At 67.1% G+C, this 26,786-nt stretch carries 28 protein-coding genes; 6 read left to right on the plus strand and 22 right to left on the minus strand.

Annotation, left to right across the window (positions count from 1 at the left end; all coding sequences use genetic code 11):
• Positions 1-33 precede the first annotated feature (33 nt).
• The 10 genes from CFB49_RS34925 to rbsK all read right to left on the minus strand — a co-directional run bounded on the left by CFB49_RS34925 (position 34) and on the right by rbsK (position 10,790).
• Positions 34-1,527, minus strand: coding sequence for an HAL/PAL/TAL family ammonia-lyase (locus tag CFB49_RS34925; protein WP_089493661.1), 1,494 nt, complete (start codon positions 1,525-1,527; stop codon positions 34-36).
• Positions 1,528-1,534: 7 nt separating this feature from the next.
• Entirely contained in the window at positions 1,535-2,326 is a 792-nt protein-coding gene (locus CFB49_RS34930) for an ABC transporter ATP-binding protein (RefSeq protein WP_089493662.1), read from the minus strand.
• Positions 2,327-2,354: 28 nt separating this feature from the next.
• On the minus strand, positions 2,355-3,101 hold the full coding sequence (locus CFB49_RS34935; RefSeq protein WP_069619749.1) for an ABC transporter permease: 747 nt from the start codon (positions 3,099-3,101) through the stop codon (positions 2,355-2,357).
• Between the two features lie 12 nt (positions 3,102-3,113).
• A complete protein-coding gene (locus CFB49_RS34940) occupies positions 3,114-3,836 on the minus strand; it encodes an ABC transporter permease (RefSeq protein ID WP_089493663.1) in 723 nt (240 codons plus the stop codon).
• Positions 3,837-3,928: 92 nt separating this feature from the next.
• A complete protein-coding gene (locus CFB49_RS34945) occupies positions 3,929-4,789 on the minus strand; it encodes a transporter substrate-binding domain-containing protein (RefSeq protein ID WP_059638965.1) in 861 nt (286 codons plus the stop codon).
• 515 nt (positions 4,790-5,304) lie between these two features.
• Positions 5,305-6,270, minus strand: a complete 966-nt coding sequence (locus CFB49_RS34950) for a dTDP-4-dehydrorhamnose reductase family protein (RefSeq protein WP_089493664.1) — start codon at positions 6,268-6,270, stop codon at positions 5,305-5,307.
• Between the two features lie 193 nt (positions 6,271-6,463).
• Positions 6,464-6,877: a DoxX family protein gene (locus CFB49_RS34955; RefSeq protein WP_089493665.1), complete on the minus strand. Its 414-nt coding sequence runs from the start codon at positions 6,875-6,877 to the stop codon at positions 6,464-6,466.
• A 616-nt stretch (positions 6,878-7,493) separates the two neighbouring features.
• Positions 7,494-8,441 carry a dihydrodipicolinate synthase family protein gene (locus CFB49_RS34960; protein ID WP_069619745.1) on the minus strand — a complete coding sequence of 316 codons (948 nt, stop codon included), beginning with the start codon at positions 8,439-8,441 and terminating at the stop codon, positions 7,494-7,496.
• A 43-nt stretch (positions 8,442-8,484) separates the two neighbouring features.
• Positions 8,485-9,804 carry an MFS transporter gene (locus CFB49_RS34965; protein ID WP_089493760.1) on the minus strand — a complete coding sequence of 440 codons (1,320 nt, stop codon included), beginning with the start codon at positions 9,802-9,804 and terminating at the stop codon, positions 8,485-8,487.
• Positions 9,805-9,863: 59 nt separating this feature from the next.
• The gene (gene rbsK, locus CFB49_RS34970) at positions 9,864-10,790 is read right to left on the minus strand and encodes a ribokinase (RefSeq protein WP_089438082.1); all 927 of its coding nucleotides are present in this window, start codon (positions 10,788-10,790) and stop codon (positions 9,864-9,866) included.
• Positions 10,791-11,032: 242 nt separating this feature from the next.
• Here rbsK and CFB49_RS34975 point away from each other — a divergent pair, with 242 nt between their 5' ends.
• Complete coding sequence (locus tag CFB49_RS34975; RefSeq protein ID WP_089493666.1) at positions 11,033-12,109, plus strand: LacI family DNA-binding transcriptional regulator; 1,077 nt, start codon at positions 11,033-11,035, stop codon at positions 12,107-12,109.
• A 15-nt stretch (positions 12,110-12,124) separates the two neighbouring features.
• On the opposite strand, the gene CFB49_RS34980 is transcribed toward CFB49_RS34975, so the two are convergent.
• The 4 genes from CFB49_RS34980 to CFB49_RS34990 all read right to left on the minus strand — a co-directional run bounded on the left by CFB49_RS34980 (position 12,125) and on the right by CFB49_RS34990 (position 15,725).
• Positions 12,125-13,195: a lysozyme inhibitor LprI family protein gene (locus CFB49_RS34980; protein ID WP_089493761.1), complete on the minus strand. Its 1,071-nt coding sequence runs from the start codon at positions 13,193-13,195 to the stop codon at positions 12,125-12,127.
• A 239-nt stretch (positions 13,196-13,434) separates the two neighbouring features.
• Positions 13,435-13,590, minus strand: a complete 156-nt coding sequence (locus CFB49_RS36590) for a hypothetical protein (RefSeq protein WP_179235005.1) — start codon at positions 13,588-13,590, stop codon at positions 13,435-13,437.
• 5 nt (positions 13,591-13,595) lie between these two features.
• Positions 13,596-14,717, minus strand: coding sequence for a Fic family protein (locus CFB49_RS34985; protein ID WP_212195528.1), 1,122 nt, complete (start codon positions 14,715-14,717; stop codon positions 13,596-13,598).
• 90 nt (positions 14,718-14,807) lie between these two features.
• Positions 14,808-15,725 (minus strand): LysR family transcriptional regulator, encoded by a 918-nt coding sequence (locus CFB49_RS34990; RefSeq protein WP_069619740.1) that lies wholly within the window; start codon positions 15,723-15,725, stop codon positions 14,808-14,810.
• Positions 15,726-15,854: 129 nt separating this feature from the next.
• Between CFB49_RS34990 and CFB49_RS34995 the strand changes: the two genes are divergently transcribed.
• Both CFB49_RS34995 and wrbA read left to right on the plus strand, forming a co-directional pair.
• Positions 15,855-16,580, plus strand: coding sequence for a pirin family protein (locus CFB49_RS34995; RefSeq protein WP_069619739.1), 726 nt, complete (start codon positions 15,855-15,857; stop codon positions 16,578-16,580).
• 61 nt (positions 16,581-16,641) lie between these two features.
• On the plus strand, positions 16,642-17,244 hold the full coding sequence (wrbA, locus tag CFB49_RS35000) for an NAD(P)H:quinone oxidoreductase (protein ID WP_089493668.1): 603 nt from the start codon (positions 16,642-16,644) through the stop codon (positions 17,242-17,244).
• A gap of 114 nt (positions 17,245-17,358) precedes the next feature.
• Here wrbA and CFB49_RS35005 read toward each other — a convergent pair whose 3' ends face one another.
• The 6 genes from CFB49_RS35005 to CFB49_RS35030 form a co-directional block, all read right to left on the minus strand.
• Positions 17,359-17,667: a hypothetical protein gene (locus CFB49_RS35005; RefSeq protein ID WP_089493669.1), complete on the minus strand. Its 309-nt coding sequence runs from the start codon at positions 17,665-17,667 to the stop codon at positions 17,359-17,361.
• Positions 17,668-17,898: 231 nt separating this feature from the next.
• Positions 17,899-18,633 carry an LrgB family protein gene (locus CFB49_RS35010; protein WP_069619737.1) on the minus strand — a complete coding sequence of 245 codons (735 nt, stop codon included), beginning with the start codon at positions 18,631-18,633 and terminating at the stop codon, positions 17,899-17,901.
• Entirely contained in the window at positions 18,630-19,001 is a 372-nt protein-coding gene (locus tag CFB49_RS35015; RefSeq protein ID WP_069619736.1) for a CidA/LrgA family protein, read from the minus strand. Before CFB49_RS35015 ends, CFB49_RS35010 begins: the two co-directional genes overlap by 4 nt.
• Before the next feature lie 253 nt (positions 19,002-19,254).
• A complete protein-coding gene (locus tag CFB49_RS35020; protein WP_089438087.1) occupies positions 19,255-20,289 on the minus strand; it encodes an alpha/beta hydrolase in 1,035 nt (344 codons plus the stop codon).
• A 53-nt stretch (positions 20,290-20,342) separates the two neighbouring features.
• Positions 20,343-20,771 carry an organic hydroperoxide resistance protein gene (locus CFB49_RS35025; protein WP_050015594.1) on the minus strand — a complete coding sequence of 143 codons (429 nt, stop codon included), beginning with the start codon at positions 20,769-20,771 and terminating at the stop codon, positions 20,343-20,345.
• Between the two features lie 225 nt (positions 20,772-20,996).
• Entirely contained in the window at positions 20,997-21,563 is a 567-nt protein-coding gene (locus tag CFB49_RS35030; protein ID WP_089493670.1) for a TetR/AcrR family transcriptional regulator, read from the minus strand.
• 287 nt (positions 21,564-21,850) lie between these two features.
• On the opposite strand from CFB49_RS35030, the gene CFB49_RS35035 reads away from it, so the two are divergent.
• The 3 genes from CFB49_RS35035 (at position 21,851) to CFB49_RS35045 (ending at position 25,340) form a co-directional block, all read left to right on the plus strand.
• Positions 21,851-23,704, plus strand: a complete 1,854-nt coding sequence (locus tag CFB49_RS35035) for an ABC transporter ATP-binding protein (protein ID WP_069619732.1) — start codon at positions 21,851-21,853, stop codon at positions 23,702-23,704.
• A gap of 174 nt (positions 23,705-23,878) precedes the next feature.
• A complete protein-coding gene (locus CFB49_RS35040) occupies positions 23,879-25,051 on the plus strand; it encodes a porin (RefSeq protein ID WP_069619731.1) in 1,173 nt (390 codons plus the stop codon).
• Between the two features lie 79 nt (positions 25,052-25,130).
• A complete protein-coding gene (locus CFB49_RS35045) occupies positions 25,131-25,340 on the plus strand; it encodes a glutathione binding-like protein (RefSeq protein WP_256979941.1) in 210 nt (69 codons plus the stop codon).
• 81 nt (positions 25,341-25,421) lie between these two features.
• Here CFB49_RS35045 and CFB49_RS35050 read toward each other — a convergent pair whose 3' ends face one another.
• On the minus strand, positions 25,422-25,886 hold the full coding sequence (locus CFB49_RS35050; protein WP_089493671.1) for a sodium:proline symporter: 465 nt from the start codon (positions 25,884-25,886) through the stop codon (positions 25,422-25,424).
• Between the two features lie 60 nt (positions 25,887-25,946).
• Positions 25,947-26,612: a nitroreductase gene (locus CFB49_RS35055; RefSeq protein ID WP_069619728.1), complete on the minus strand. Its 666-nt coding sequence runs from the start codon at positions 26,610-26,612 to the stop codon at positions 25,947-25,949.
• Between the last annotated feature and the right edge of the window lie 174 nt (positions 26,613-26,786).

Raw genomic sequence — 26,786 nt, forward strand, 5'->3', positions numbered from 1 at the left:
AATGTGGGGTGATCGGCCCGTCCTTGACCGTCGTCACTGCAACGACGGCGGCACACCGGCGACGATGCCGGCCGCGATCGCGATATCGTCCGCGAGCGGGCGGTCGTCGTGATATGCCGGCACGCGTTCGCGCACATGCCGCCACAGCGCGTCGGTCGACGCGGCCCGCCCCGTTTCGGCCGGCAGCAAGTCGTACGCCTGCGCGGCCGCCAGCAGTTCGATCGCGAGCACGCGCGTCGTGTTCTCGATGATGTCGAGCGCCTTCAGCGCGGCCGGCGTCGCGTGACACAGGTGATCTTCCTGCAACCCCGACGTGATGCCGCCGTCGAGGCTCGCCGGCGCGGCAAGCCGCTGATTCTGCGCGACCAGCGCGACCGCCGTGTACTGCGCGATCATGAAACCCGAACAACTGCCTCCCGGCGCGGCAAGAAATGCCGGCAGCCCGCTGACGAGCGGATTCACGAGCCGGTCGAGACGCCGCTCGGCGATCGCCGCGACCTGGGCCATCGCCGCCGCGAGGCTGTCCATCGCGAGCGCGATGCCGGCGCCGACCGCATGCGCCTGCGAATGCACGGCCGGCGCCTCCCGCGTGCCGGCGACGATCGGATTGTCGGTGACCGACGCAAGTTCGCGATCGACAACCTCCGCCGTGACGTCGAACACATCGCGCGCCGCGCCATGCACGTGCGGAATCGTGCGCAGGCTCAGCGGATCCTGCGTATGCCGGCCGCTCGCCGCGACGAGCATGCCGCTGTCCGCCAGCAGTGCCCGCAAACGGGCGCCGACCTGCCCGATACCGGGCGAAATGCGCAGCGCGAGCGAAGCCGGATCGAATGCGGCGAGTTGCCCGCCGAGGTTCTCGAAGCTCATCGCCGCGATCCAGTCGGCCCAGTCGAGCAACCGTTCGGCGCGGACCAGCGCGAGCGCCGCCAGCCCCGTGACGCACGGCGTCCCGTTGACGAGGCTCAACCCCTCCTTCGCGCCGAGGACGAGCGGTTCGCGGCCGATGCGCCGCAGCGCCTCGTCGCCGCGTATGCGTTCGCCGCGATGGCGCGCATGGCCGTGCCCGACGCAGACGAGCGCGACGTGCGCCATGTGGGTCAGGTACCCGACCGAGCCGTGCGCCGGCACTTCGGGCAGGCAATCGTGCTCGAGCAGTGCGACGAGCTGTTCGACGACGTCGGCCCGGACACCCGAATGCCCGTGTGCATAGTTGTTGATCGCGGCCGCGATGATCGCGCGCGTTTCGGCCGCGCCAAGCGGCATGCCGACGCCCACCGCATGGCTCATCAGGATGTTGTGCGACAGCGTGCTCTGCTGGGCCGGCGATACGATCACGTCGCACAGCGCGCCGACGCCGGTATTGACGCCGTACGCGCGAATCCCGCGCGCGACGATCTCGTCGACGAGTTCGCGCGCGGCCACGACACGCGCGCGCGCATCGTCGGCCAATGCGAGCGGCTCGCCGGCCGCCACGGCCGCCACCTGTCGCCAGTCAAGCGGCCGCGCCGCACGGAATACGGTCATGGCAGCCTCAGTTCGTCGTGCGGTCGTGGTGGCTCGACACGAATTGCCGGAAACGCTCGGAAGTCTGCCCACCGAAGACTTCATCGGGCGTCCCGTCCGTATCGACCTCGCCCTGATGCAGGAACATCACGCGATTCGACACGTGGCGCGCAAAACCCATTTCATGCGTGACGACCAGCATCGTGCGCCCCTCTTCCGCCAGCGAGCGCATCACGCGCAGCACCTCGCCGACCAGCTCCGGGTCGAGCGCCGACGTCGGTTCGTCGAACAGCATCACCTTCGGATGCATCGCCAGCGCGCGGGCAATCGCGACACGCTGCTGCTGGCCGCCCGACAGGTGCGCGGGGTAGTAGCCGCGCTTGTCCGCGAGGCCGACGCGCGCGAGCAGCGCCTCGGCCTCCTCCACCGCTTCCGCGCGGCTGCGCTTCTGCACGCGCAGCGGCCCTTCGACGAGGTTGTCGAGCACCGTCATGTGCGACCACAGGTTGAAGTTCTGAAACACCATGCCGAGCTGCGAGCGGATCCGGTCGACCTGGCGCCGGTCGCTCGGATGCAGCTTGCCGTCGCGCGCGCGCCTCATCGCCAGTTCTTCGCCCGCGAGCGCGACGGTGCCGTCGTCGGGCGTCTCGAGCAGGTTCAGGCAGCGCAGGAACGTGCTCTTGCCCGATCCGCTCGCGCCGAGGATCGAGATGACGTCACCCTCGTGCGCGTCGAGCGAAATGCCCTTCAACACATGATGATCGCCGAACGACTTGTGGATGTTTCTGACCGACAGCGCAACGGGAGCAGGAGTGTTCATCGGATTCTCTTTGAAAGGACTGCGACGCTCAGGATGCGGCGCGCTGAGGATTGCGCGCCGCCGCGGCGGGCGCACCGGACGGCTTCGGCGCACGCAGGTGCCCGGAGAGCCGCCATTCGAGCGCGCCGAGCAGGCGCACGACGATGAAGTTCAGGCCCAGATAGATGAGGGCCGCGCAGACGAACACCTCGGTCGTCCGGTAGGTTTGCTGAATGATCTGCTGCGCGACGCCCGTCACTTCCCACACCGTGACGAGGCTCGCCAGCGCGGTCGACTTGACGAGCAGTACGGCCTCGGTCGAGTACGCGGGCAGGCACTGGCGCAGCGCGATCGGGCCGATCACGCGCCGCAGCAGCGCGAAGCCCGACAGGCCGATCGAATAGCCGGCCTCGATCTGCCCGACCGGTACGGCCATCAACCCGCCGCGGAGGATTTCGGCCGTATAGCCGGCGGTGCACAGCGCCAGCGACAGCACCGCGCAGACGTACGGCTCGCGCAGCACCGGCCACATGAAGCTGTCGCGGATCACGCCGAACTGGCCGAGCCCGTAATACACGAGGAACATCTGGATCAGCAGCGGCGAGCCGCGAAACACGAGGATGTAGGCCCGCGCGAAGCGGTTCGGCAGCCAGCTCGGCGACACACGCATCGTGACGATCACGAGCGACAGCAGGCCGCCGAGCACGAGCGATGCAAAAAACAGGCCGAGCGTGGTCGGTACGGCCGCGAGCAGCTGGCGCAGCGTATCGACGAGAAAAGCGAAATCGATGGACATGCCCGTTCTCCGTCAGTTGCGCGCGAAATTGCGGCGGAACGACCGGCCGACGATCGCTTCCGCCCGGTTGAACACGCGGTTCGACACGCCCGTCATCAGCAGATACAGCGCACCGCCCGCGACGAAGAACACGAAGTACTGGTGCGTCGAATTGGCGGCGATCTGGCTCGTGCGGAGCAACTCGGCGAGACCGGTGACCGAGATCAGTGCGGAGTCCTTCAGGCTCAGTTGCCACACGTTGCCGATACCGGGCAGCGCGAAGCGCAGCACCTGCGGCACCAGGATGCGCCGCAGCACCATGCTGCGCGGCATGCCGATCGAGCGCGCCGCTTCGAGCTCGCCTTTCGACACCGCCAGCACCGCCGCGCGATAGACCTCTGCCTGATAGGCGCCCGAGATCATGCCGACCGCGAGCGCACCGATCACGAACGGCGGCACGCCGATGAAGCCTTCCGCGCCGAACCACTGGCCGACGGCCGTCACGAGCGTCGAGCCGCCGAAATAGAACAGATAGATGACGAGCAGTTCGGGCACGCCGCGAAATACCGTCGTATACAGATCGCCGAGCAGGCGCAGGGTGCGGTAGCGCGACAGCTTCGCCGCCGCGATCGCCGCGCCGATCACCGCCCCGACCGCGAGCGCCGCGAGCGTCAGCGCGACCGTCATCAATGCGGCGAGAAGCAGCACACCGCCCCAGCCTTCGGTACCGAAGCCGAGCATTCCAAGAATCTCCATGCGTGCCTCCCTGCATGCGTTGAATGAAACCGCTGGATGCGCGCCGCCGCGCGTCGTCCGACGACCTTACGCGGCGGCGGCCGAACCCGCGCTTACGGCGTGACGTCGGTCTTGAACCACTTGTCGGCGAGCTTCTTCACGGTGCCGTCCGCGAGCGCCGCGCCGATCGCCGTATCGAACTTCGTCTTCAGGTCGGCATCCTGCTTGCGAAACGCGAGCCCCTCGCCCGGCCCCCAGATCGGGCCGCCGAGCTTCGGCCCCGCGAGCACGATCGATGCGTTGTCCTTCTTCGCGTTGTTCGCCGCGTAGTACGTGACGTCGTCGAACGATGCGTCGATGCGCCCGGCGACCAGATCGAGATCGCGTTCGGGCGACGTCTTGTACACGCGAATCGACGCAATGTCCTTGAAGCTGTCGTTGATGAATTTCGTGTAGACGGTGCCCGACTGGATACCGATCGTCTTGCCCTTCAGCTGCTTGCGCAGCGTGTCGACGGTCGGCTTGTCCGCGTTGGCGTCACCTGTGAGCTTGACGATCGGCGCGCCGGGCGCGGCCTTCGGCAGGATCTTCGTATCGGTGACGGCGAACGTCGCCGGCGTCGCCGCATACGGACGCGAGAACAGCAGGATCTTTTCGCGCTCCGGCGTGATGGAAATCGCATCCATCAGGACATCGAACTTGCCGGCCTGCAGGCCGGGGATCATCCCGTCCCAGTCCTGCGCGACCATGTTGCACTGCACCTTGATCCGCTCGCACACGTTGGCGAGCAGTTCCGGTTCGAAACCGCCCAGCTTGCCGCCCGGCAGCGTGAGGTTCCACGGCGCGTAGCCGCCTTCGAGCGCGACCGTCACCGTCTTCCATTCCTTCGCCTGTACCGGCGCCGCGAGCGTTGCCGCCGCAGCCGCGATGACGCCGATCGTCCTGATTGCCCACTTGATGCGCTTGCCGTTCACGAGAATTCTCCTTGCGTTGAGGTTCGCCATCCCTTCGGTGCAGCAAGCCGCCTCAGGAATTTGTCTATACAAGCATGCAAGAAGAAAAACAGCGGAGCAAGCTGTGGTCAATAAAAACGGGGGAAACGCGGGAAATCCCCTAATTTCAAGGGTCTAGCGTGCATCGTCGCGGGGAATTCCGGCACATGTTTGGTGCAATCCGACTGATCGAATCTCAAGGATGACTAGACAAATTTTGAATTCGATCGCCCGTCCGGGCGACCGGGAAACACATCTGAGGATTGGCGGTGCGCAAGCGCCTGCGCGTTGCCGGATGCGATGGCGCCGCGCAATACGGCATTTGCATCGGACTCGATTGGCCCGCCATCGTCAGCGGCGCGAGTGCTGCGTTCGTCCAATGAATATCGGGCGGCGGGTCGCCTGACTCCCGAAGAGGGGATTGAGCCGCTGTCCGATCCGCAGCGGATTGGCGGGTAACGTCGGCGGAGGTACCACGAGCGTGAAGGACGCCAATCCTACCGCGCCGGCGGCGCATCGCGCAGCACGGACCGCAACGCGGTATCGAACGGCGTCGCGTAATCGATCCCGAGCGCGCGCACGCGCGCGGCATCCAGATGGCAGTCGTACGGGCGCGGTGTCGCATCGGTCGGCTGGGTGATTGGCGCGAGCGACGCGTCGATGCCGAGCGCGGCCGCGATTCGCTGCGCGATGTCGTACTTCGTCATCGGCTCCTCGCTCGACCAATGGCGGATGCCCGTGACGGATTCACCCGCGAGATGGCGCAGCGTCAGGTCGCGGATGACCTGCGCGACGTCCGGCGTGTAAGTCGGGTAACGGATCGCCCATGCGTCCATGCCGACTGCGTCGGCGCCCGGCTGTGCCGACGCGACGACGGCCGGCACGAGGCTCGTGACGGCCGATTCGCTCCAGTCGGCGATCGGGCCGAAGAGCAGCGGCAGGCGCAGCACGCATGACAGCGGCGAGGCGGCAAGGAGCGCGGCCTCGCCTTCCAGTTTGGTGCGCCCGTAGATGTTCAGCGGGTTCGGGGCCGCGTCTTCGCCGTAAGGGGCGGCCTTGCCGTCGAAGACGTAGTCGGTCGAAATGCCGAGCGTCCATGCGCCGCATCGCGCGGCGAGCGCGCCGATGCGGGCCGGTGCCGTGACGTTGATGGCGCGGGCGGCGGCCGGGTCGCGTTCGCAGACGTCGGGGCGGCGTTCGGCGGCGCAGAGAATCACCGCTGCCGGTCGGTGGGTTTCAAAGACGCGTTCGAGGGACGGCTGGTCGAGGACATCGAGTTCGGCGATGTTTTCCTGCGGTAACGCAAGCAGTTTCGCGCCGGCGGTTTGCGGGTTCCGGATGGTTGCCAGCAGGGTCAGCGACGGTTCGCGAGCCAGGGAGGCCGCAACCGCGCGGCCGAGCAGGCCGGAGGCGCCGATGAGGAGGACGGTTTTGCGCAGGGTCGACGGGGATGGGTTTGGCATCGGTGGCGTAAATCACGGAAACGAATGGATGATCGGGCCTATTGAATAGCAGGAACGATCGCGGCGCAACGCTTCGGTCTACTGGCTCGCCTCCGCGAACATGCGCACCGATCTCTCCGTCGCCCGAAAAAGCAAAACCCGGCGCACTCGCGCGCGCCGGGCTCCCGATACCGAACGGAAACGTCGCCCTGCGTTACTTCCGGTCGACCGAATACCGCCCCGGCCCGCTCAACGCGAGCAATAGCAGCCCGCCGATGATGCTCACGTTCTTGTAGAAGTTGATCATCGCCATGTACTGCTCCATCCCCTGCAGCGCCCAGTAGCGATGGCCGATCAGCGCGGTCGCGAGCGTATAGGCGGCGAACGCCAGCGCGAGCGGACGCGTATAGAAGCCGATCGCGATCAGCACGCCGCCCCCCAGCTCGATCGCCACCGCGATCGCGGCCGCCAGCTCGGGCGCCGGGTTGCCGGTCGACGCCATGTACGCGACCGTGCCCGAGAAACCGGTCAGCTTCTGCCAGCCGAACAGCACGAACAGGATCATCATCAGCACGCGAGCCGCCAGCAGCAGCTCGTCCTTCTTCGACTCCAGCGAAACGTAACGCATAGCAATCACCCTTGAATTGACGGTTTGATGCGTCCGGTGCCGCTGCGCGCCGAATCGGCGCGCGATGCCGGCAACGGACCGCTCTTCGCAATCGGACGGCAAGCCATCTGGCCTGCCGCCGAAGAATCCGCCTGGTGGCGCCGCGGCAGGCGGCGCGCTCCGGACCGGTTCTGGCGAAGCACGGGTGCAGTCTACTGTCCCGCTGAAAATCATCAATCCGCCAAACCATGATTCGCTGTCTCGAATTAGTGGACAATCGGCGAAGATCCATCCGTCACGCGACGTCTGCTGGCTACGCAAACCACCGCCTCCGCCTGTCAGCAAGGTGAAGCTTCTTTACGTTACGGAATCAGTTGATAGTCGACACCACGCTCGCGGATCGCGGGCGGTTCGAGAGGTCGTGATGGGGCGAATGACCGTCGAATGACAGTCGGACGGTGTGGCGGTATGGCGTACGCGTTGCCGCCATCGACGGGATGGGAATCGCGATGATTGGATTGCGCCGCGATCGCGATGCATCGCGCAAGACGAATCGTTCCGGCACGCAACGGGCGTACCGGCCGCATGCACCGCGCGGGCCGCGATCACGCGCCGCCGGCGCGGCGCGCGCCCTCCGTTATAACGCGGCGATCCGCCCGCGGAAATGCTCGGTGCCGGCCACGATCTTGTCGAGCACCGCGTCGAGCGCCCAGAAGCGTTCGCGCACGTCGTAGTCGATCGCACGGCATTTGATCGACGCGAACGTGCCGATCCGCTGGTGATACAGCTTCGCGAGCGCCGGGTAGCCCAGCGCCTCCGATACCGCCGAGACGACGAGGAACGTCGACAGTTCGTCGGCGAGCGCCGGATTCGACTCGCCTTGCGTGCGCAGCCACCGGTAGAGATCGGGATGGAAGTTGGTGAACACGCCGTTGAAACCGGCGGACCCGGCCTTCATCGCGTCCCACGCAATCGCGGCGTTCGCGTTCAGGATCTTCAGCGGCGATCCCTCGGCAAGCGCGACGCGCCGCTTCACCGTCGCGAGATCGCAACTCACGTCCTTGAGCATCACGAACCGGCCCGTGTCGATGCACGCGCGCAATTCGTCATCCGACAGAAGCCGACGGTAAGGCGCCGGGCATTCGTACAGCCCGAGCGGGAGATCCGACGGCAGTCGCGCGAGCAGCCGGTGCAGATGGTCGAGCAACGCGGCGCTGCCCTTGCGTTGCGGATCGAGCCGGTTGGTCACGAGCACGACGCCCTGCGCGCCCGATTCGGCCGCCGCGCACAGTTCGGCGACCTGCGCGTCGAGATCGTCGCTGATGTGGCCCGACGCGACGACCGGCACGCGCCCGCCCACGCGCTCGACCACGAAGCGCGCGAGCGCCGCGCGTTCGGCCAGGCTCAGGAACTGCATCTCGCTCGATTGCGCGACCGCGAACAACGCATCCGAGCCGTGCGCCAGATACCATTCGATGAGCCGCTCGAGCCCGGCGTAGTCGATCGCGCCGGCGTCGTCGAACGGCGTCAGCATCACCGGCACGATCCCCTCGATGGTCACGTTCGATTGCTGCGGATGTTGCATCGGTTTCTCCTTCCTTCAGTGAATGCGAATGCAGGCTGCACGATCACGCCGGCAACGGTCCGGGCGCGGCGTTCGCGGCCTGTTCGGGAATCGGCTTGCGCACGAGCAGCAGATAGGCCATCGCGCCGGCGAACGCGATCGCCGCCGCGGTGAGCAGCGCGGGCACGAACGACCACTTCTGCGCAATGATGCCGGTCAGGATCGGGGCCAGCGCGCCGCCGATGAAGCCGCCGAAATTCTGTATCGCGCCGAGCGAGGCGATGCGGCTCGGCGGTGCGGCCGCCGTCGCGAGCGCCCACGAGCACGCCGACGCCGCGTTGGCGAGAAAGATCACCACCGAAATGCAGGCGAGCGCAACCGTATTGCTCTCCACGAGCGCGGCCGGAATCGTGAACGCGACCATTCCGAGCATCGCGGCCACCACCGCGTTGCGCCGGCTCACGACCGGCGACCGGCTGCGGCGCGTGACGAAATCCGACAGCCAGCCGGCGACCAGCGAACCGACGAACCCGCACAGGAAGGGCACCGATGCGGCGAATCCCGTGCGGATCAGGCTCATGTGCCGCTCCATCGTCAGGTAGCCCGGCAGCCAGGTGAGGTACACCCAGTTCAGGTACACGGAGCCGAAGAAGCCGATCAGCATCCCCCACGTCGTGCCGTGCGAGAACAGGCTGCGCCATTCGGCGAAGGTCAGCTTCGGCGCCGCGGCGACGCCTTGCGCATCGGCATCGAGATAATGGCGTTCGGCAGCGGAAAGTTGCGCGCGCACCGGGTCGCGATACAGCGCGAACCACACGACGGCGACGACGAGGCCGAGCGCCCCGGTCACGACGAACGCCCAGCGCCAATGGAACGACGCCACGAGCACCGACAGCAGCAGCGGCGCAAGCGCGGTACCGAGCGGCGACGCGGCATTGAAAATGCCGGTCGGCGTGCCGCGCGCCCGCAGCGGAAACCAGTTGCTCACCACGCGCGCGGCCGACGGGAATTGCGGCGCCTCGCCGATGCCGAGCACGATGCGTGCGACGATGAACCAGCCGAACGTGGACACGATGCCGCCCGCGGCCTGGGCGAACGACCAGACGATCAGCCCGATGCCGAGCAGCCGGCGCGGGCCGATGCGGTCGACCAGCCCGCCGACCGGAAACTGGCACAGCGCGTAGCTCCACGAGAAGGCCGACAGCAGCAGCCCCATCTGCGCGAGCGACAAGCCGAGGTCGCCGCGGATCGCGGAACTCGCGACGGCCAGCGTGCCGCGATCGAGATAGTTGACGATCCCGCTCGCCATCAACAGCGCGAGCGCGATGCGTTGACCGCGCCGAATCCGGGGGGGCGCGTGCGGAACAGCTTGGTTGTCGTTCATGTCGATTGTCTCCATGTCACTGATAGAGGCCGGTTCGGCCGTTCCGTCGCATGCGGAATTCAGGTATCCATACGGATTACTTCGTCGCGCGTCGGGATCGACGTCTGCGCGCCGTGGCGCGTGACGCTGATCGCGGCCGCACGCTGGCCGAAGCCGATTGCGTCGTCCATCGACGCGCCGCCGGCCCGTGCGGCTGCAAACCCGCCGACGAACGTGTCGCCGGCCGCGGTCGTATCGACGGCCGCCACCGCGATCGCACGATGGCGGCCGCTGCCTGCGCTGCCGCGCCAGCAGACGCCGCGCGCGCCGAGCGTGACCAGCACGTTGCCGGCGCCCTTCGCGCACAGCGCATCGGCGGCGCGCGCGGCCGACGCGTCGTCGCCGACGGCGATGCCGGTCAGCGACTCGGCCTCGGTTTCGTTGACGACGAGATAGTCGACCCGCGCCAGCAATGCATCGAAGAGCGGCTGCGCGGGTGCGGGATTGAGCAGCACCGGCGTGTGATGCGCGCTGGCACAGGCAATCGCGCGCGCCACGGTGGCGACCGGCACTTCGAGTTGGCACACGAGCAGCGCGGCCCCGGCGATCGCGTCGCGCGCCGCGTCGATCCGGTCGGCATCGACGCACGCGTTCGCGCCCGGCACGACGACGATGCTGTTCGCGCCGCCATCGTCGACCGTGATCGTCGCGACGCCGGTCGCCGTGCCGCCGATCCGGTGCAGGTGCGTCACGTCGATGCGCTCCGCCGCCAGCGCCGCGTGCAGGCGCGCGCCGAACGCGTCGTCGCCGACGCTGCCGATCATCGCGACCGACGCGCCGAGGCGCGCGGCCGCCACCGCCTGGTTCGCGCCCTTGCCGCCGTGAACGGTCTCGAACGTCGTGCCGAGCAGCGTCTCGCCCGGCACCGGCAGGCGCGGCGCGCGCGTGACGAGATCGATGTTGACGCTGCCGACGACGGCGATACGCGGTAACCGAAGGCCGTTCATTGCTTGATGTAACCGCTTACATTCGCGACCGACAAAATGACCGGAATGGTCGTCGTCTCGGAAAAGTTCGCCATACGGTTTGAACGAGTGTCTGACATAATAGGGAAGCAGCAACAAGATAGCGCTTACATTCTCGCAGGCTTGGTCGAGAATGCAAGCGGTGGCATCACGAATCGAGGGTAAACAATGACGCTTTTGACGGCACACGGCAGCGGCACGGCCGCCACACGCGGAGACGGCCGATGAGCACGCCCCGCGCACGCCGCGGCAGCGGCCGCTCGGTGCTTGGCGACGTCGCGAAACTCGCCGGCGTATCGACCGCGACCGTCTCGCGCGTGTACAACGATCCCGGCAAGGTGTCGGCCGACGTGCAGCAGCGCGTACGCGACGCGGCGCTCGCACTGAACTGGATCCCGAATGCGGCCGGCCGCGCACTCGCGTCCACGCGCACCCACATCACGGGCGCGATCATTCCGACCCTCGACGATCAGGTGTTTGCATCACAGGTCGCCGGCATGCAGACGGTCATGGCCGAGCACGGCATCACGCTGTTCCTCGGCTGCTCGAACTACGACCCCGCGCAGGCGCTCGCGCAGGTGCGCGCGATGCTGTCGCGCGGCGTGGAAGCGGTGTCGCTGGTCGGCGAAGCGTATCCGCCGGAACTGTTCGAACTCCTTGCGATGCATCGCGTGCCGTACGTCGTTACGTATGCGTACCGCGACGACAGCCCGCACTGCTGCATCGGCTTCGACAACCGCGCGGCGTTCGCGCGGCTCACCACGCACCTGCTCGACCTCGGTCATCGCGATTTCGCGATCATCATGCAGCCGTCGACGGACAACGACCGCGTGCAGGCCCGGCTGCGCGGCATTCACGACACGCTGGCCGCGCACGGGCTCGCGGTGCGCCCCGTGCATCAGCACGAAGGCGCGGCCACGATCGCGTTCGGGCGGGCGAGCCTGCGCGCGATCGCCGACGGCGACGCGGCGACACGGCCCACCGCCGTGATCTGCGGCAACGACGCGCTCGCGCTCGGCGCGTTGCTCGAAGCGCAGGCGCTCGGCATCGACGTGCCCTCGCAGCTGTCGATCACCGGGTTCGACGACATCGCGCTCGCGCGCGAGATCCAGCCGCCGCTGACGACGATGTGGGTCGACACCGACGCGATCGGGCGCCAGGCCGCGCACGCGTTGCTCGACGCGCTCGAGAACGGCGCCACGGGGCCCGGCCATGCGGTCCAGCCCGAGTTGCGCATACGGGAATCCGCGGCGCCACCGACGCAGACGCAGGCCCGCACGGCGCGCAAGAGCAAGACATAGCGGGGCAGCGCCTGCTTACTGCATCACGTCGATCGGCAGCGTCTTGTCGAGATTGTCGTGCCACGCGTGGATCGTCTTCGGCACCGTTTTCTTCCACGCGGGCACGTTCGAGTAGTAACGCATCCGGACGTTGTTCTTCGCATCGAACACGAGCAGCCCGATCCACAGATCGGTGCCGCGGCGCATCACGATCGCCGCGTTCGTCGTCGCGATCCCGCGCACCCAGTACGACGTCACGTGTGCGTTGAGGCCGTCGAGGTCCTTTTCGTCGGCGCTGAGATTGACCACGTCGACGAGCGTCTGATAGTCGGCGCCGAGCAGCTTGTGCGCGGCCGCGTTCTGCTGTGCGTCGGCGACGACCTTGAGGCTCAGCAGGTCGGCCGGCGGCTTTGACTGCGCCTGCGCGGCGGTCACGTAGTCGCCTGCGTACATGACGCCCATACCGGCGCCGCAATCGACATCGGCACCCTGCTGCGTGACGCGGATGCGCCCGCCCTTCCGGTCGAAATCGAGCCGGCACTTGTCCTTGCGGTAGGTGCCGCTGTCACCGTGCAGCACGATGTTGCCGTCGAGCCCGCCATCATGGGCGCCGTTGTTGGCGCTCAGCTCGAAATGCAGGCGCGGCACCGTGCCGGTGAACGTGAGCACACCGCCGAACGACGGGTTGTCGCTGTCGAGATACCACGTCTGCTGCCAGCGATCGGCCGCCAGCGGCATGCCGTTCAGGCTCGCGAGCCGTTCGCGGTAGCGGTCGCCCAGGCACGACGCATCGCTGCCGCACTGGTCGCGCTGCTTGAGCCACTTCAATTGCGCCGCCTTCAGCGCGGCCGTATCGCCGCCCTTCGCGAGCGCCCTCTTCCACGCCGTCGACAGCTCGCCGTCGAGCTTCGACAGCGCGGTGTCCGCACAGATCGTTTTCTCGGTCGGCGACGCGGCCTTCGCACAGTCGAAGCCGGCCGCATGCGCGACGGGCGGCAGCAACATCAACAACACGGCCGCCGCGACGGATGACAGGTACGTGCTCCGCTTGCCACTTGCACAACGTGCAGCACGCTCGCGCGCATTCGATCGGTTCTGGGTTCTCATCGGCTTGATCGTCGCTGAGTCGCGCACCGTAGAAGCTACCTGCACGCGACATTCGAGGTAAAAACGCCCGGCCCGGCATGCGGCGCATGGCGCCGCCCGGCGAAGCGTAACCCGAATGCGCGACGCCGATCAATCGACGTTCGATGTCGTCGCAACCCAGTCGGCGGCCGCGCTGCAACGCACGATACCGTCGCGCAACGCCGCTTTCGTCTCGCGACCCATGATCCCGATGAACACGATCACGCGAGCGCCGTCCGCGTGGTCGGCCCGTCGTCTTCCAGCGACGAGAACCGGATGCGCCGCGCGGCGACCTGCCACACGCGGGTGGCAATCGCACCCGCTGCATCGGCCACGCACACGATGCCTTTCGCGCGCAGGACGAGACGAGCCGGCAATGACGTCAGCCGTCGAACGGCACCAGCTCGTAACTCGTGCTCCGCCCGCCGGACTGCGAGCGACGCAATAGGCGCTGCTCGACGAGATCCGTGATGTCGCGCAGCGCCGTGTCTTGCGAGCATTTCGCGAGAGCGGCCCACTTGGTGGTCGTCAGCTTCCCTTCGAAGCCGTCGAGCAGGCGATTCATGACCTTGACCTGGCGCTCGTTCATCGCGACGCCCGCGCATCGCTGCCAGAAGCGCGCCTTGATCAGCACCGCATCGAGCGTCGTGTGCGCATGATCGATGGCGCGCCCCAGCGTATTCAGGAACCACGCGAGCCACTCCGTGACGTCGAGCGAGCCGCGCTGCGTGCGCTCCAGCACGTCGTAATACGCGTTGCGCTCGCGCTGGATCTGCGCGGACAGGCTGTAGAAACGCTGCGGGCTTCGATCCGCGCGCGCCAGCACCAGATCGCCGAGCGCGCGCGCGATACGACCGTTGCCGTCGTCGAACGGGTGGAGCGTGACGAACCACAGGTGGGCGAGGCCGGCCCGGATCAGCAAGGGCTCGGCCGGCGGCGCGTTGAGCCACGCGAGAAAGCGCCCGATCTCGCGCGTCAGGCGTGGGGCCGGCGGCGCCTCGACATGCACGCGCTGCCGGCCGATTGGCCCGGAGACCACCTGCATCGGCCCGCTCGCCTCCGTGCGCCACCCGCCGACCGTGATCCGCGACAGCCCCGAATAGCCGGTCGGAAACAGCGCGGCATGCCACCCGAACAACCGCGCTTCGGTGACCGGTGCGGCAGAATGGGTCGTCGCATCCAGCACCATGTCGACGACGCCTTCGACGTGGCGATCGACCGGCGCCAGCGCGCCAATGTCGACCCCGAGCCGGCGCGCGATCGACGACCGCACCGATGCGACATTCAGGTTCTCGCCCTCGATCGCGCTGGTCGTGACGACGTCCTCCGTCAGTGCGGCCAGGCTTGCCTCGTCGCGCAACGTCAGGCCGACATCCGCCAGTCGGCCGACGAGCATGCCTTGCGCACGACTGACGTCGGCGAGCGGCGCGGCGAGGACCGGAAGGTCGAAGCGCCAGGCCGGCCAGTCGGCCGATTCCCAGATAAAGGTGTAATCTCCGCTCATGATGCGGAGATTATCCGCCCATTCGCCGCATGACTCAACAACCTCCGCAAATCTTGCGGAGATTATGCCCCCTTCACCGCAAGCAGCCGGCTACCGTACCCGGCCCGCCGCGCTCGCTCCCGCCGGCGCCGGCTCCCCGAGCCGCTCCGCGAGAAACCCGATGAACGTGCGTAGCGTGACGAATCCTTCCCGGTGCTGCGGAAACACCGCGTTGAGCGTGATCGGCGGCGGCGCGTACGCGTCGAGCACCGGCACGAGCGCACTGCTGTCGAGCGCCGCGCCGACGATGAAGTGCGGCAGCCGCGCGATGCCGAGCCCCGCGATCGCGGCGTCGCGCACCACTTCGCCGTTGTTCGCGACGAGCGGCCCCTGCACGTCGAACGTGCGCGCCGCGCCGTCGACGCGGAATTCCCAGCCGACCCGCCGCTCGCGCCCGTACAGCAAGCACGTGTGGCCGGCGAGATCGGCCGGCGTCTGCGGCGTGCCGTGCCGCTTCAGGTAGGCTGGGCTCGCGCACGCGATCATCCGCCACGCGCCGAGCGGACGCGCGATCAGCGTCGAATCCTCGAGCGAGCCGATCCGCAGCACGAGGTCGAAGCCCTCGCCGATCAGGTCGACGCGCCGGTCGGTCAGGTCGAGGTTCAGCCGCACGGCCGGGTGCGCGGACAGGAATTCGGCGATCAGCGGCGACACGTGCGTGATCCCGAACGACAGCGGCGCGCTGATCTTCAGCGAGCCATGCAGCTCGGTGCTGCGCACCGACATCGCCTGTTCGGCATCGGCGATCTCCGCGAGGATCCGCTGCGCGCGCGCATAAAACTCCTGCCCGGATTCGGTGACCGCGAGATTGCGGGTATTGCGATGCAGCAGCCGCACGCCGAGCGACGCCTCCAGCGCCATCGTGCGCCGGCTGACGAACTGCTTGGACAGCATCAGCTGATCGGCCGCCGCCGTGAAACTGCCTGCATCCACGGTCGCGACGAAGATCCTCAGGTCGTTGAGTTCCATATTGTCCACTCCATAGCGACAGTCATTATCCCTACAGCGATTTATTTGTCAAATCGATTGACCTAAGATTCACCTCAACGAACGGCCGAGCCCACTTCCGAGGTCCGGCGACTTCAAGGACAAAAAATCATGATCGATATCCGTGCAGCAAACCAACGTGGCCGTGCGGAGCATGGCTGGCTCAGCTCCCGTCATACGTTTTCGTTCGCGAATTACTACGATCCGAAGCAAGTCGGCTTCTCCGACCTGCTCGTGATCAACGACGACCGCGTCGCCCCGGGCCGCGGCTTCGGCACGCACCCGCACCGCGACATGGAAATCCTGTCGTACGTGCTCGACGGCGCGCTCGAACACAAGGACTCGATGGGCACCGGTTCGGTGATCGTGCCGGGCGACGTGCAGCTGATGAGCGCCGGTACGGGCGTGCGCCACAGCGAGTTCAATCACTCGCCGGACACGCCGGTCCACTTCCTGCAGATCTGGGTCGGGCCGGCCGAAAAGGGTGCCGAGCCGCGCTATCAGCAGACGAATGTCGCGGCCGACGACAAGCGCGGCAAGCTCGCCCTCGTCGTGTCGCCGAACGGCGATGCCGGTTCGCTGAAGATCCGGCAGGACACCCGGATTTACGCGGGCCTGTTCGACGGCGACGAAAGCACTACGCTGGAACTTGACCCGGACCGCTTTGCTTACGTGCACGTGGCGCGCGGCAGCGTGACGGTCAACGGCGTGACGCTCGGCGAAGGCGACGGCGCGCGCATCCGCGGCGAACAGGCGCTGACGATCGCCGACGGCAAGGATGCCGAGGTGCTGGTGTTCGATCTGCGTCCGGTCGAAGTGACGGCCGAATGGGCGTGACGCCCGTTCGGGAAACCGGGCCCCGCTGAGCGCGGGGCCCTTTTAATCGGAGATTCCCAACATGGCCAAGGTTCTCGTTCTGTACTACTCGTCCTACGGGCACGTCGAAACGATGGCGCAGCATATCGTGGAGGGCGCGCAATCGGTGCCCGGCGTCGAGGTCACGCTCAAGCGCGTGCCGGAAACGATCCCCGTCGACCAGGCCCGCGCGATCGGCGTGAAGGTCGACCAGGCTGCGCCGGTCGCCACGGTGGACGAACTCGCCGACTACGATGCGATCATCTTCGGCACGCCGACCCGCTTCGGCAACATGGCCGGCCAGATGCGCACGTTCCTCGACCAGACCGGCGGCCTGTGGATGAAAGGCGCACTCGTCGGCAAGATCGGCAGCGTATTCGCGTCGACCGGCACGCAGCACGGCGGCCAGGAAACGACGATCACGTCGTTCCACACGACGCTGCTGCATCACGGGATGGTGATCGTGGGCGTGCCGTATGCGTGCAGCGGCCTCGTCAACATGAACGAAATCACCGGCGGCACGCCGTACGGCGCGACCACGCTCGCGGGCGCGGACGGCAGCCGCCAGCCGAGCGCGAACGAACTCGACATCGCGCGCTACCAGGGCAAGCACGTGGCGGAACTCGCGAGCAAGCTCGCGTCGTAACGCGGGGGCCTCGCGGGCCCGCAGTCCTGCTGTCCTGCTGTCCCGCCATTGCGCACATGAACGAACGGCGCCGGGTCGACCGGCGCCGTTCGTCCTGTGCAACGCGTTCGACCGTTACTGGCCCGAAGCCGGCGCGGCCGGCGCCGCGTTCGCCGCGGGCGCCTTCTGCACGGCATTCTGCGGATAGTTGCTCTGGTCGTTGGTCAACCGGTAGCCGCTGCCGGTGCCGATCGCCTTCAGGTCCGACGCGTGCCGCGCGCGGGCCGCCTTGCGCGCCGCCTTCTTCTGCGCCTTGGCGAGCTGCTTCTGCGTCGGCGCGGACGCCGCCGCGTCCTGCGCGTATGCCGCCGGCGCGGCGGTCAACAACAGGCCGAACGACGTCGCTACTGCTACTGCCACCGAAACCACGCGAGACTGCTTCATGGCCGATCTCCTTGTCGATTGTTGAGTGTGGGTCGGACACCGGCGTGCACGCGACGGCTTGCGACAACGGCGCCGATGCAACGTTAGCCGATCGGCGCGCAAATGTCCGTGCGCGTTCCTGAATTGTCCTGATAACGTCGACGATACATGCGCGCCGGGTGCGCGGTCCTTTCGGCCCGCCGTCCGCGCCATCGGGGAAACCGATACCCCGGGGCGGACGCGGGCTGGCGCTCAGATCCAGCGCGACAGCACCGGCAGCAGGATCGGTACGACGAACGCCGTCAGCACGCCGTTCAGCCCCATCCCGAGCCCGGCGAACGCGCCGGCTTCCTCGCTGACCTGGAACGCGCGCGCGGTGCCGATCCCGTGCGACGCGACGCCGAGCGCGAAGCCGCGCACGGCCGGCTCGTCGATCCGCAGCACGTTGAGAATGCCGCGCGCGCACACCGCACCGAAGATCCCGGTCGAGATCACGAGCACGGCGGTGAGCGACGGAATGCCGCCGATCTCGGCGGCGACGGCCATCGCGATCGGCGTCGTCGCCGATTTCGGCGCGAGCGACGCGATCGTCTGGTGCGACGCTCCGAACAGCGCGGCGATGCCGACCGCCGACACGATCGCGGTCAGCGAACCGGCGAGCAGGCCCACGAGCAGCGGCAGCGCGGCGCGCCGCAGCTTCGACCACTGGCGGTACAGCGGCAGTGCGAGCGCGACGGTCGCGGGGCCGAGCAGGAAGTGGACGAACTGCGCGCCTTCGAAATACGTCGGATACGGCGTATGCGTGAGCGTCAGCAGCACGACGATCATCGCGACCGCGATCAGCACCGGATTCGCGAGCGGATTGAAACGCGCCCGCGCATAGACGGCCTGCGCGAACAGATACGCGACCAGCGTGATGGTCAGGCCGAGCAGCGGGCTCGCGGCGAGATAGACCCAGATCGCGCCGAGCTTCGGGAACGCCGTCATTGCGCGCCCTTCGCGGGGCCGCCCGCGCGGTGCTGGCGTCGCAGCAGCGCGCGCGTGACGAGCGCCGTCACCGCGATCGCGAGCGTGGTGCTGACGGCCAGCGCGACGACGACCGCGACCGCGTCGCCGCGCACGCGGTCGGCCGACACCATGATGCCGACGCCGGCCGGCACGAACAGCAGCGACAGGTGACGCAGCAGCTCGAGCGCGGTCGGCTCGATCGCATCGGCCGCCTGCGGGCGCAGCATCACGAAGCCGAACAACAGCAGCATGCCGATCACGGGGCCCGGCACCGGCAGGCCGAACAGATAGGACACGCCTTCCCCGAGACACTGGAAGATCAGCAAGACCGCGAACGCCTGCAACATGAACCGCTTCTCCCGAACGTGGCCGCGCTACCGTGCAACCGGCCGATGAGCCGGCGGCTGGCGACGCCGGCGTGAACGATACGCGCGATCGTACCAACAATGCCGACGGCCGGGCGCGATTGTGCGACGGCGCGTTCGCCATTCAACCGTTTCGCACGACCTGCTGCCGGTATCGGAGAAACACCCACACGCAAAAAACGGCGGGCACCTGCCCGCCGTCCTGTCGCGCCGCTTCGAGCGATCGCCGATCGCGTTACTTCAGCCGCGTCGCGATTTCATTGGCCATCGCCTTCGTGGCGGCCTTCGTCGGCGCATCGTCGGCCAACGCGTTCAGCAGACCGAAATCATGGATCGTGCCGTCGTAGCGCGTGGTCGTCGCATCCACGCCGGCCGCGTCGAGCTTGCGGCCGTATGCTTCACCTTCGTCACGCAGCACGTCGAACTGCGCGACCTGGATCAGCGCGGGCGGCAATCCCTTCAGCTGCGCGAGGCTCGCGCGCAGCGGCGATGCGTAGATCTCGTTGCGTTGCGCTTCGTTCTTCGTATAGGCGTCCCAGAACCACTTCATCATCGGCCGCGTCAGGAAGTGGCCCTGCTGGTATGCGTTGTACGAACCCGTGTTGAAATTGTGATCCGTGACCGGCCACATCAGCCCCTGGAAGCGGATCGCGGGGCCGCCCTTGTCCTTCGCCATCAGCGCGACGGCGGCCGACATGTTCCCGCCGACGCTGTTGCCGACCACCGCGAGGCGGCTGCCGTCGACGCCGATCTCCGCGCCGTGCGCGGCCACCCACTTCGTCGTCGCATACGCCTGGTTGATCGCGACCGGGTAACGCGCTTCCGGCGACGGCGTGTAGTTCACGAACACCGCGACGGCGCCCGACTGCACGACGAGATCGCGCACGAGGCGCTCGTGCGTCGGAAAATCGCCGAGCACCCAGCCGCCGCCGTGGATGAACACGAATACCGGCAGCGTGCCCGTCACGCCTTGCGGGCGCACGATCGTGACCGGCACCGACAAGCCGTCCTGTTCGATCGTGCGGTTCGACACGTCGATGCCGGACAGATCCACCTTCACGCCGCTCTGCGCGTCGACCAGCACCTGGCGCGCCTTCGCGGGGCTCAACGTTTCGAGGCCCGGGCCCTTCTGGCCGTTCAGCGCGGCGAGAAACGCGCTCGTCTTCGCATCGGGACCGACGGCATCGGCGCCGGCGGCGAACGCGGCAGGTACGGCGGACAGTGCGGCTGCGACGGCGGCGGCGATCAGCAGCGGCTTGACGATCTTCATGGTGCGACTCCTTGGTCGAATCTTCGAATGACGATGAATGGCTGGCAGGCGACTTATTGAACGAGCGTGAGCGTGACGTCGATGTTGCCGCGCGTCGCGTTCGAGTACGGGCAGACGACGTGCGCGCGGTCGATCAGCGTTTGCGCGATGTCGCGATCGAGGCCCGGCAGCGAGATCTTCAGTTCGACTTCGATGCCGAAACCGTTCGGGATCGCGCCGATACCGACGCTGCCTTCGATCGCCGCGTCCGCGGGGATCGCGATCTTGTCGCGCGCCGCGACGAACTTCATCGCGCCGATGAAGCACGCGCTGTAGCCGGCGGCGAACAGTTGTTCGGGGTTCGCGCCCGCACCGCCCGCGCCGCCGAGCTCGCGCGGCGTGGTCAGCTTCAGGTCGAGGCCGCTTTCGGGCACCGTCGCACGGCCGTCGCGGCCGCCGGTGGCTTTTGCATGGGCGCGGTACAGCACTTTTTCGATCGACATGACAGACTCCTTTTCAGCAAATGAATGAAACAACCTTCGAACCGGGGAGCGCGTGCCGGTGGCTCCCGCCTCGGCTTCGCATTCGCTTATCTACTCATAGATAGATAAACATCCCCAAAAAATGCAGCCGGATGATCCGTCTGCGCCAAATTATCTATCTACTGCATGATAGACAACGAGATTCAATAAAAAGGCGGCGAACCGCCTCACTGCTTGCGCCGCCCGTCAGGGCCGCGTTTTCCAGACGGCCTCGACGTCCTCGAGACGCGCCCGCGTGTGAAACAACCGGCTGGCCAGCACGCTGCCCTGGAACGCCGCGTACAACGTGCGCGCCGCGGTTTCCGGCTCGCCGCTGAACTGCAGCGTGCCTTCCTTCGCGCCTTGTGCGAGCAATTCCGCAAGCCAGCTTTCGTTGGCCTTGAAGAACGCCTGCACCGCCTGCCGCACGCTCTCCGGCAACGTTTCGATGTCGGACGCGAGCATCCCGCACAGGCAGATCAGGTTGCCGTCGCCGAGCGTGCGGCCGAACATCTTCGTGTACAGGCTCAGCTTCACGTCGGCCGGCAACGCCGGATCGATCGCCCGCACGGCCGCGAGGACTTCGTCGCTGTAGGCCGCCACCGCTTCCAGCACGAGATCGTCCTTCGACGGGAAGTAGTAGTGGATGCTCGACGTCTTCACGCCCACCAGGTCGGACAGGTCTCGATAACTGAAGCCGTTGTAACCGCGCTGCATCATCAGCGTGATCGCGTGGTCGAGAATCTGTTCGCGGACGGTCGGTTTCGTTTCCATGGATCGAACTTTATCTACTCATAGATAGATAGTCAAGCGGTTTTTTTAAGGGCGTGATGAACCGCCTGCGAGCCGATGCGCCGGTCCGGCGTCATTCGCAGGGCCGACGCGACTTACAACCGGCCTGCAGCACGATCGAATCGATGCGACACTTGGCGCCGGGCCATACGATCGCGGCGCAACGTCTGTCGGCTGGACGGACGTGCCGGCACACGATCACCGTATCGCGTCCGGCCCGGCATCACCGGCCGGCCCGCCGCGCCAGGCCGCATAAGGAGAACAAGTCGATGTATTCGTGGTTTGAACGGCGCCTGCCGACTTTCCCGCTCGAAGATCCCGTCACGCCGCCGAAGGGATTCTTCTCGTTCGTCTGGGCGTGCACGAAAGGCGCGCGCGGCTGGATCCTGCTGATCGCGCTGACGTCGGCCGCACTGGCCGCGTACGAAGCCGCGCTGTTCGCGATGATGGGACACGTGGTCGACTGGCTGTCGTCGTCAACGCCGGCCGAATTCGGCGGCCGCCACTTCGGCACGCTCGCCGGTTTCGCGGCGATTCTCGTCGGCAGCGCCCTGCTGATCGCGCTGCATACGATGGTCAAGCACCAGGTGCTCGCGATCAACTTTCCGATGCGGCTGCGCTGGCTGTTTCACCGGCTGATGCTCGACCAGAGCCTGTCGTTCTACGCGAACGAGTTCGCGGGCCGCGTGACGACCAAGATCATGCAGACCGCGCTGGCGGTGCGCGACGCGCTGTTCATGTCGGTCGACGTCGTGATCGGCGTCACCGCGTACCTGATCGGCATCCTCGCGCTCGCCGCGAGCTTCGACTGGCGGCTGATGATTCCGCTCGTGCTGTGGGCGCTCGGCTACGGCGCGGCATGCGCGTATTTCGTGCCGCGCCTGGGCGCCGTCGGCAGCCGGCAGGCCGACGCGCGCGCGCTGATGACGGGCCGCATCACCGATGCGTATTCGAACATCACGACCGTGAAGCTGTTCTCGCATACGCGGCGCGAAGCCGACCACGCGCGCCGCGCGATGGAAGCGTTCAAGGCGACCGGCGACGCGCAGATGCGGCTCGTCAGTGCGTTCGAGATCGTCAACCACCTGCTGTCGACGCTGCTGCTGGTCGGCTCGGCCGGGCTCGCGCTGTATCTGTGGATGCACGGCGAGGCGAGCGCGGGCGTCGTCGCGGCCGTGATCGCGATGGCGCTGCGCCTGTCGAGCTACTCGCACTGGATCATGTGGGAAATGACGGAGCTGTTCGAGAACGTCGGCACGATCCAGGACGGCATCAACACGCTGACGAAGGTGCGCAGCGTGGTCGACGCGCCCGATGCGAAGCCGCTTACGGTGCAGCGCGGCGAAATCGTGTTCGACAACGTGCAGTTCGCGCACGAGGACAACGATCGCGCGGTATTCGACGGGCTGAACCTGACGATCCGGCCGGGCGAGCGGATCGGCCTGATCGGCCGCTCGGGCGCCGGCAAGTCGACGCTCGTGAACCTGCTGCTGCGCTTCTACGACGTGAACGGCGGCGCGATCCGGATCGACGGGCAGGACATCGCGCACGTCACGCAGGACAGCCTGCGGGCCGCGATCGGGATGGTGACGCAGGATACGTCGCTGCTGCACCGGACGATGCGCGAAAACCTGCTGTACGGCCGCCCCGATGCGACCGAGCGCGAGATGCAGGACGCGGCCGTGCGCGCGGAAGCGGCCGAGTTCATCGACCGGCTGCGTGACCGCCACGGCCGCAGCGGCTACGACGTCGAAGTCGGCGAACGCGGCGTGAAGCTGTCGGGCGGCCAGCGCCAGCGCGTCGCGATCGCCCGCGTGATGCTCAAGGACGCGCCGATCCTCGTGCTCGACGAAGCGACCAGCGCGCTCGATTCCGAGGTCGAAGTCGCGATCCAGCGCAGCCTCGACACGCTGATGAACGGCAAGACGGTGATCGCGATCGCACACCGGTTGTCGACGATCGCCGCGATGGACCGGCTGATCGTGCTCGACGAAGGGCACATCGTCGAGGAAGGCACGCACCAGCAGTTGCTGCAGGCGGGCGGCATTTACGCGGCGCTGTGGGCGCACCAGAGCGGCGGGTTCCTCGGCGAAACGGCGGAAGCGGAAAGCGTGGCGCAGTAGGGACTGCCTGCACGATGCACGAGATATCCGCGCGCCGCGCGTCAATCCGTTGCATGCGCATCCATCGCCGCGCCGCCTCATAAGGATCCGACAATTTATTGGTTCCCTCGACGATACGCCGTCCGTATCGTTCACCGATTCGTCAGACCAATCGACCAACGGGGGAATCCAACCATGAAACAGATCCGGTCATTCGCGCTGCTCGCCCTGCCGGCCGCGCTCGTCGCCGCCGGCGCCCACGCACAAAGCAGCGTCACGCTGTACGGTATCGCCGACGCGGGCATCGCGTACGTCCACAACGCGCAGAACGCGAACGGCAGCAACGCGTCGAGCCTCGTGAAGTTCAGCAGCGGCAACCTGTCGGGCAGCCGCTGGGGGCTGCGCGGCATCGAGGATCTCGGCAGCGGCCTGTCCGCGCTGTTCCAGCTCGAGAACGGCTTCAACATCGGCACCGGCGCGCTCGGCCAGGGCCAGCGCGAATTCGGCCGCAAGGCCGTCGTCGGCCTCGCGAGCAGCACGTACGGCACCGTGACGCTCGGCCGCCAGTACGATCCGGTCGTCGATCTCGTGCAGGGCCTCACGCAGGACAACTACTTCGGCGGCGTGTTCGCGACGCCCGGCGATCTCGACAACTACGACAACAGCCTGCGCGTCAGCAACTCGGTGAAATACACGAGCCCGCTGATCTCCGGCTTCCAGTTCGAGGCGCTGTACGGCTTCGGCGGCGTCGCGGGCGCGACCGGCAGCGGCCGCACGTACAGCTTCGGCGCGAGCTATGCGAACGGCCCGCTGTCGCTCGGCGCCGGCTTCTTCTACGCGAATGGCGGCACGACGGTCGCGAACGGCGTGCGCACGTGGTCAAGCAGTTCGGACACGCTGTTCAACACCGTGATCAACCAGGGCTTCTCGAGCGCGAAGTCGATCCAGATCGTGCGCGTGGCCGGCCAGTACGTGGCCGGGCCGGCGACCTTCGGCCTTGCGTATTCGAATACGCAGTACGGCGCGGACACGCTGTCGGCGTTCAGCCAGAACGCGAAGTTCAACAACGGTTCGGCATTCTTCAACTGGCAGTTCTCGCCGGCCCTGCGCGCGGGCGTCGGCTACAACTACACGTCGCTGACGGGCCCGGCTTCCGCGCACTACAACCAGGTCAACCTCGGCGCGGATTACGCGCTGTCGAAGCGCACCGACCTGTATGCGCTGTTCGGCTATCAGAAAGCGAGCGGCAATACGCTCAACGCGAGCGGGGCGACCGTGAAAGCGGCCGCGTCGGTCGGCTCGTACGGCGTGAACTCGGGCACCGATACGCAGGAACTCGCGATCGTCGGCATCCGCCACAAGTTCTGATCGTCGCGTTGCACGCCGCCCGAGCAGCGCGATACCGTGCGCATCGCGCAATGCGCGCGGTATTCCGGCTGTCGACACCGTGCTGGCCCGGCAGCCGGTTCTTGCCGGCGATGCGGTCACGCTCGCCGACATCGCGGCCGGCACGCACCTTTACCGGTATTTCGAACTCGATATCGCGCGACCCGACGTGCCGAACGTCACGGCGTGGTACGAACGATTGAAGGCGCGACCCACGTATCGCACGCACGTGACGATTCCATTCGACGATCTGCGCGGAAAGCGCGGCTGAGCGGGTGCGAGGCCGGCAGCGTCGCCGCCTCGCGCACGACGCGATCGCGGGCCATACCGCAACGCACCCGGTTCGAAGCCATTACGCCGATTCGCGTCGGGCGGCATAGTAGACCGCGGCTGCCGTGATCCCGAAGATCAGATGAGCGATCAGCGTGATCGCACCGCGGACCGGGATGAACCACGGAAAGATCGCCGTGAACCCGTACAGGTTCACGCCGTACAGGAGAAGCCCGAACGCGCCGCCCGCGAACAGCGCGGCCACGCACGACAGACCGTGAACCAGCCGTGCCAGCACGGCCGCATAGGCCAACGAAAGCATCGCATGCACGAGCGTCGCCACGCCCATCACCAGCGGATCGAAGCCGCGGGACGCACCGAGTACGCTTCGCCCCATCACGATCGCGGCCGTGAGGCGCGCGTCGCGGAACAGATTCTGGACGGCGTCGTCGCCGGCGATTGCCCAGAGCAGCAACTCGACGACGGTCGATCCGACCGCCGCGCCAAATGCTGCCCAGAGAATCGAAACCACACGCGCTTGTTTCAATGCTCGTCCTCATGGCGGGCCGATCGATGCATCGAGCGCACCGCCGTGCAAAGCGGCGTACTACGCCCCTTCGCAGTCCGACCAGTACGCAAACGGATCGCGATGTTTCGGATAGTGCTCGTCCAGCCATTTCAGCAGCGTCGCCCGCGCATTGTCCATATCGGCCTTCAACGACGACGTCGTCAGTTCGTGCACTTCGATGGACTTTTCCCGATCGATCACGAAGCAGTTCCAGTCGGGGCCGTCGAGATCCGGATCGTCGGATGCCTTCGACGACTTGCTCCAGCCGAAACGCTTGCGCGCATCGATGTAGTAGCGCGGATGCACCTTCAGATACGACATCTCGCCGCCCTGCAGGCTGCTCTCGGCGCGCAGCACGTCGCGCTCGTCGACGATCTGCGTGACTTCGGGAAGCCGGCGCGAGCGCCATCCGGCAGGCAGCGTCGCCACCGCGCGGATGCTGTCGTACGTGCCCCACTCGAGGCCCCACGCTTCGGCCATGCGCTTCATGAACGCGTCGGCGCTCGGATAGCCGCGCAACTGGATGCGGGTCGACAGCGTGACTTCCACCCCGCCGCGACCGCCGGATGCGCTCGACACCTCGTCGTCCGTTGCGAACGGATTGCCCGGACGCGGCGATTCACGCTTCGCGTCCGTGGGCGCCAGGCCGGAAAAAAGTTGATCCAGCGCCGCACGCGCTTTCGACGATTTGTCTGGTCTGTTCATCGGTTCCCTTTTATGCAAATTTGAACCCGTACTGTAATGGTTGGTGATTGCCCTGCCGTCGGGCAAAGGCTCGATTCCGCTTCACTGCGGCGATCTCGCCGTATTCCGCGGCTGCATTGTAACGATTTGGCGGCCGCGGCCGAACGAACGTGACAGCGGCCCGCCACACGCATG

The sequence above is a fragment of the Burkholderia sp. AU17457 genome, from assembly GCF_002223255.1.
GTDB classification, from domain to species: domain Bacteria; phylum Pseudomonadota; class Gammaproteobacteria; order Burkholderiales; family Burkholderiaceae; genus Burkholderia; species Burkholderia sola.

Bases quoted from the DNA above. Each gene is read 5' to 3' on its own strand.
- CFB49_RS34925 (WP_089493661.1), bottom strand. From the start codon at position 1,527: ATGACCGTATTCCGTGCGGCGCGGCCGCTTGACTGGCGACAGGTGGCG.
- CFB49_RS34930 (WP_089493662.1), bottom strand. From the start codon at position 2,326: ATGAACACTCCTGCTCCCGTTGCGCTGTCGGTCAGAAACATCCACAAG.
- CFB49_RS34935 (WP_069619749.1), bottom strand. From the start codon at position 3,101: ATGTCCATCGATTTCGCTTTTCTCGTCGATACGCTGCGCCAGCTGCTC.
- CFB49_RS34940 (WP_089493663.1), bottom strand. From the start codon at position 3,836: ATGGAGATTCTTGGAATGCTCGGCTTCGGTACCGAAGGCTGGGGCGGT.
- CFB49_RS34950 (WP_089493664.1), bottom strand. From the start codon at position 6,270: ATGCCAAACCCATCCCCGTCGACCCTGCGCAAAACCGTCCTCCTCATC.
- CFB49_RS34955 (WP_089493665.1), bottom strand. From the start codon at position 6,877: ATGCGTTACGTTTCGCTGGAGTCGAAGAAGGACGAGCTGCTGCTGGCG.
- CFB49_RS34960 (WP_069619745.1), bottom strand. From the start codon at position 8,441: ATGCAACATCCGCAGCAATCGAACGTGACCATCGAGGGGATCGTGCCG.
- CFB49_RS34965 (WP_089493760.1), bottom strand. From the start codon at position 9,804: ATGAACGACAACCAAGCTGTTCCGCACGCGCCCCCCCGGATTCGGCGC.
- rbsK (WP_089438082.1), bottom strand. From the start codon at position 10,790: ATGAACGGCCTTCGGTTACCGCGTATCGCCGTCGTCGGCAGCGTCAAC.
- CFB49_RS34975 (WP_089493666.1), top strand. From the start codon at position 11,033: ATGAGCACGCCCCGCGCACGCCGCGGCAGCGGCCGCTCGGTGCTTGGC.
- CFB49_RS34980 (WP_089493761.1), bottom strand. From the start codon at position 13,195: ATGAGAACCCAGAACCGATCGAATGCGCGCGAGCGTGCTGCACGTTGT.
- CFB49_RS34985 (WP_212195528.1), bottom strand. From the start codon at position 14,717: ATGAGCGGAGATTACACCTTTATCTGGGAATCGGCCGACTGGCCGGCC.
- CFB49_RS34990 (WP_069619740.1), bottom strand. From the start codon at position 15,725: ATGGAACTCAACGACCTGAGGATCTTCGTCGCGACCGTGGATGCAGGC.
- CFB49_RS34995 (WP_069619739.1), top strand. From the start codon at position 15,855: ATGATCGATATCCGTGCAGCAAACCAACGTGGCCGTGCGGAGCATGGC.
- wrbA (WP_089493668.1), top strand. From the start codon at position 16,642: ATGGCCAAGGTTCTCGTTCTGTACTACTCGTCCTACGGGCACGTCGAA.
- CFB49_RS35005 (WP_089493669.1), bottom strand. From the start codon at position 17,667: ATGAAGCAGTCTCGCGTGGTTTCGGTGGCAGTAGCAGTAGCGACGTCG.
- CFB49_RS35010 (WP_069619737.1), bottom strand. From the start codon at position 18,633: ATGACGGCGTTCCCGAAGCTCGGCGCGATCTGGGTCTATCTCGCCGCG.
- CFB49_RS35015 (WP_069619736.1), bottom strand. From the start codon at position 19,001: ATGTTGCAGGCGTTCGCGGTCTTGCTGATCTTCCAGTGTCTCGGGGAA.
- CFB49_RS35020 (WP_089438087.1), bottom strand. From the start codon at position 20,289: ATGAAGATCGTCAAGCCGCTGCTGATCGCCGCCGCCGTCGCAGCCGCA.
- CFB49_RS35025 (WP_050015594.1), bottom strand. From the start codon at position 20,771: ATGTCGATCGAAAAAGTGCTGTACCGCGCCCATGCAAAAGCCACCGGC.
- CFB49_RS35030 (WP_089493670.1), bottom strand. From the start codon at position 21,563: ATGGAAACGAAACCGACCGTCCGCGAACAGATTCTCGACCACGCGATC.
- CFB49_RS35035 (WP_069619732.1), top strand. From the start codon at position 21,851: ATGTATTCGTGGTTTGAACGGCGCCTGCCGACTTTCCCGCTCGAAGAT.
- CFB49_RS35040 (WP_069619731.1), top strand. From the start codon at position 23,879: ATGAAACAGATCCGGTCATTCGCGCTGCTCGCCCTGCCGGCCGCGCTC.
- CFB49_RS35055 (WP_069619728.1), bottom strand. From the start codon at position 26,612: ATGAACAGACCAGACAAATCGTCGAAAGCGCGTGCGGCGCTGGATCAA.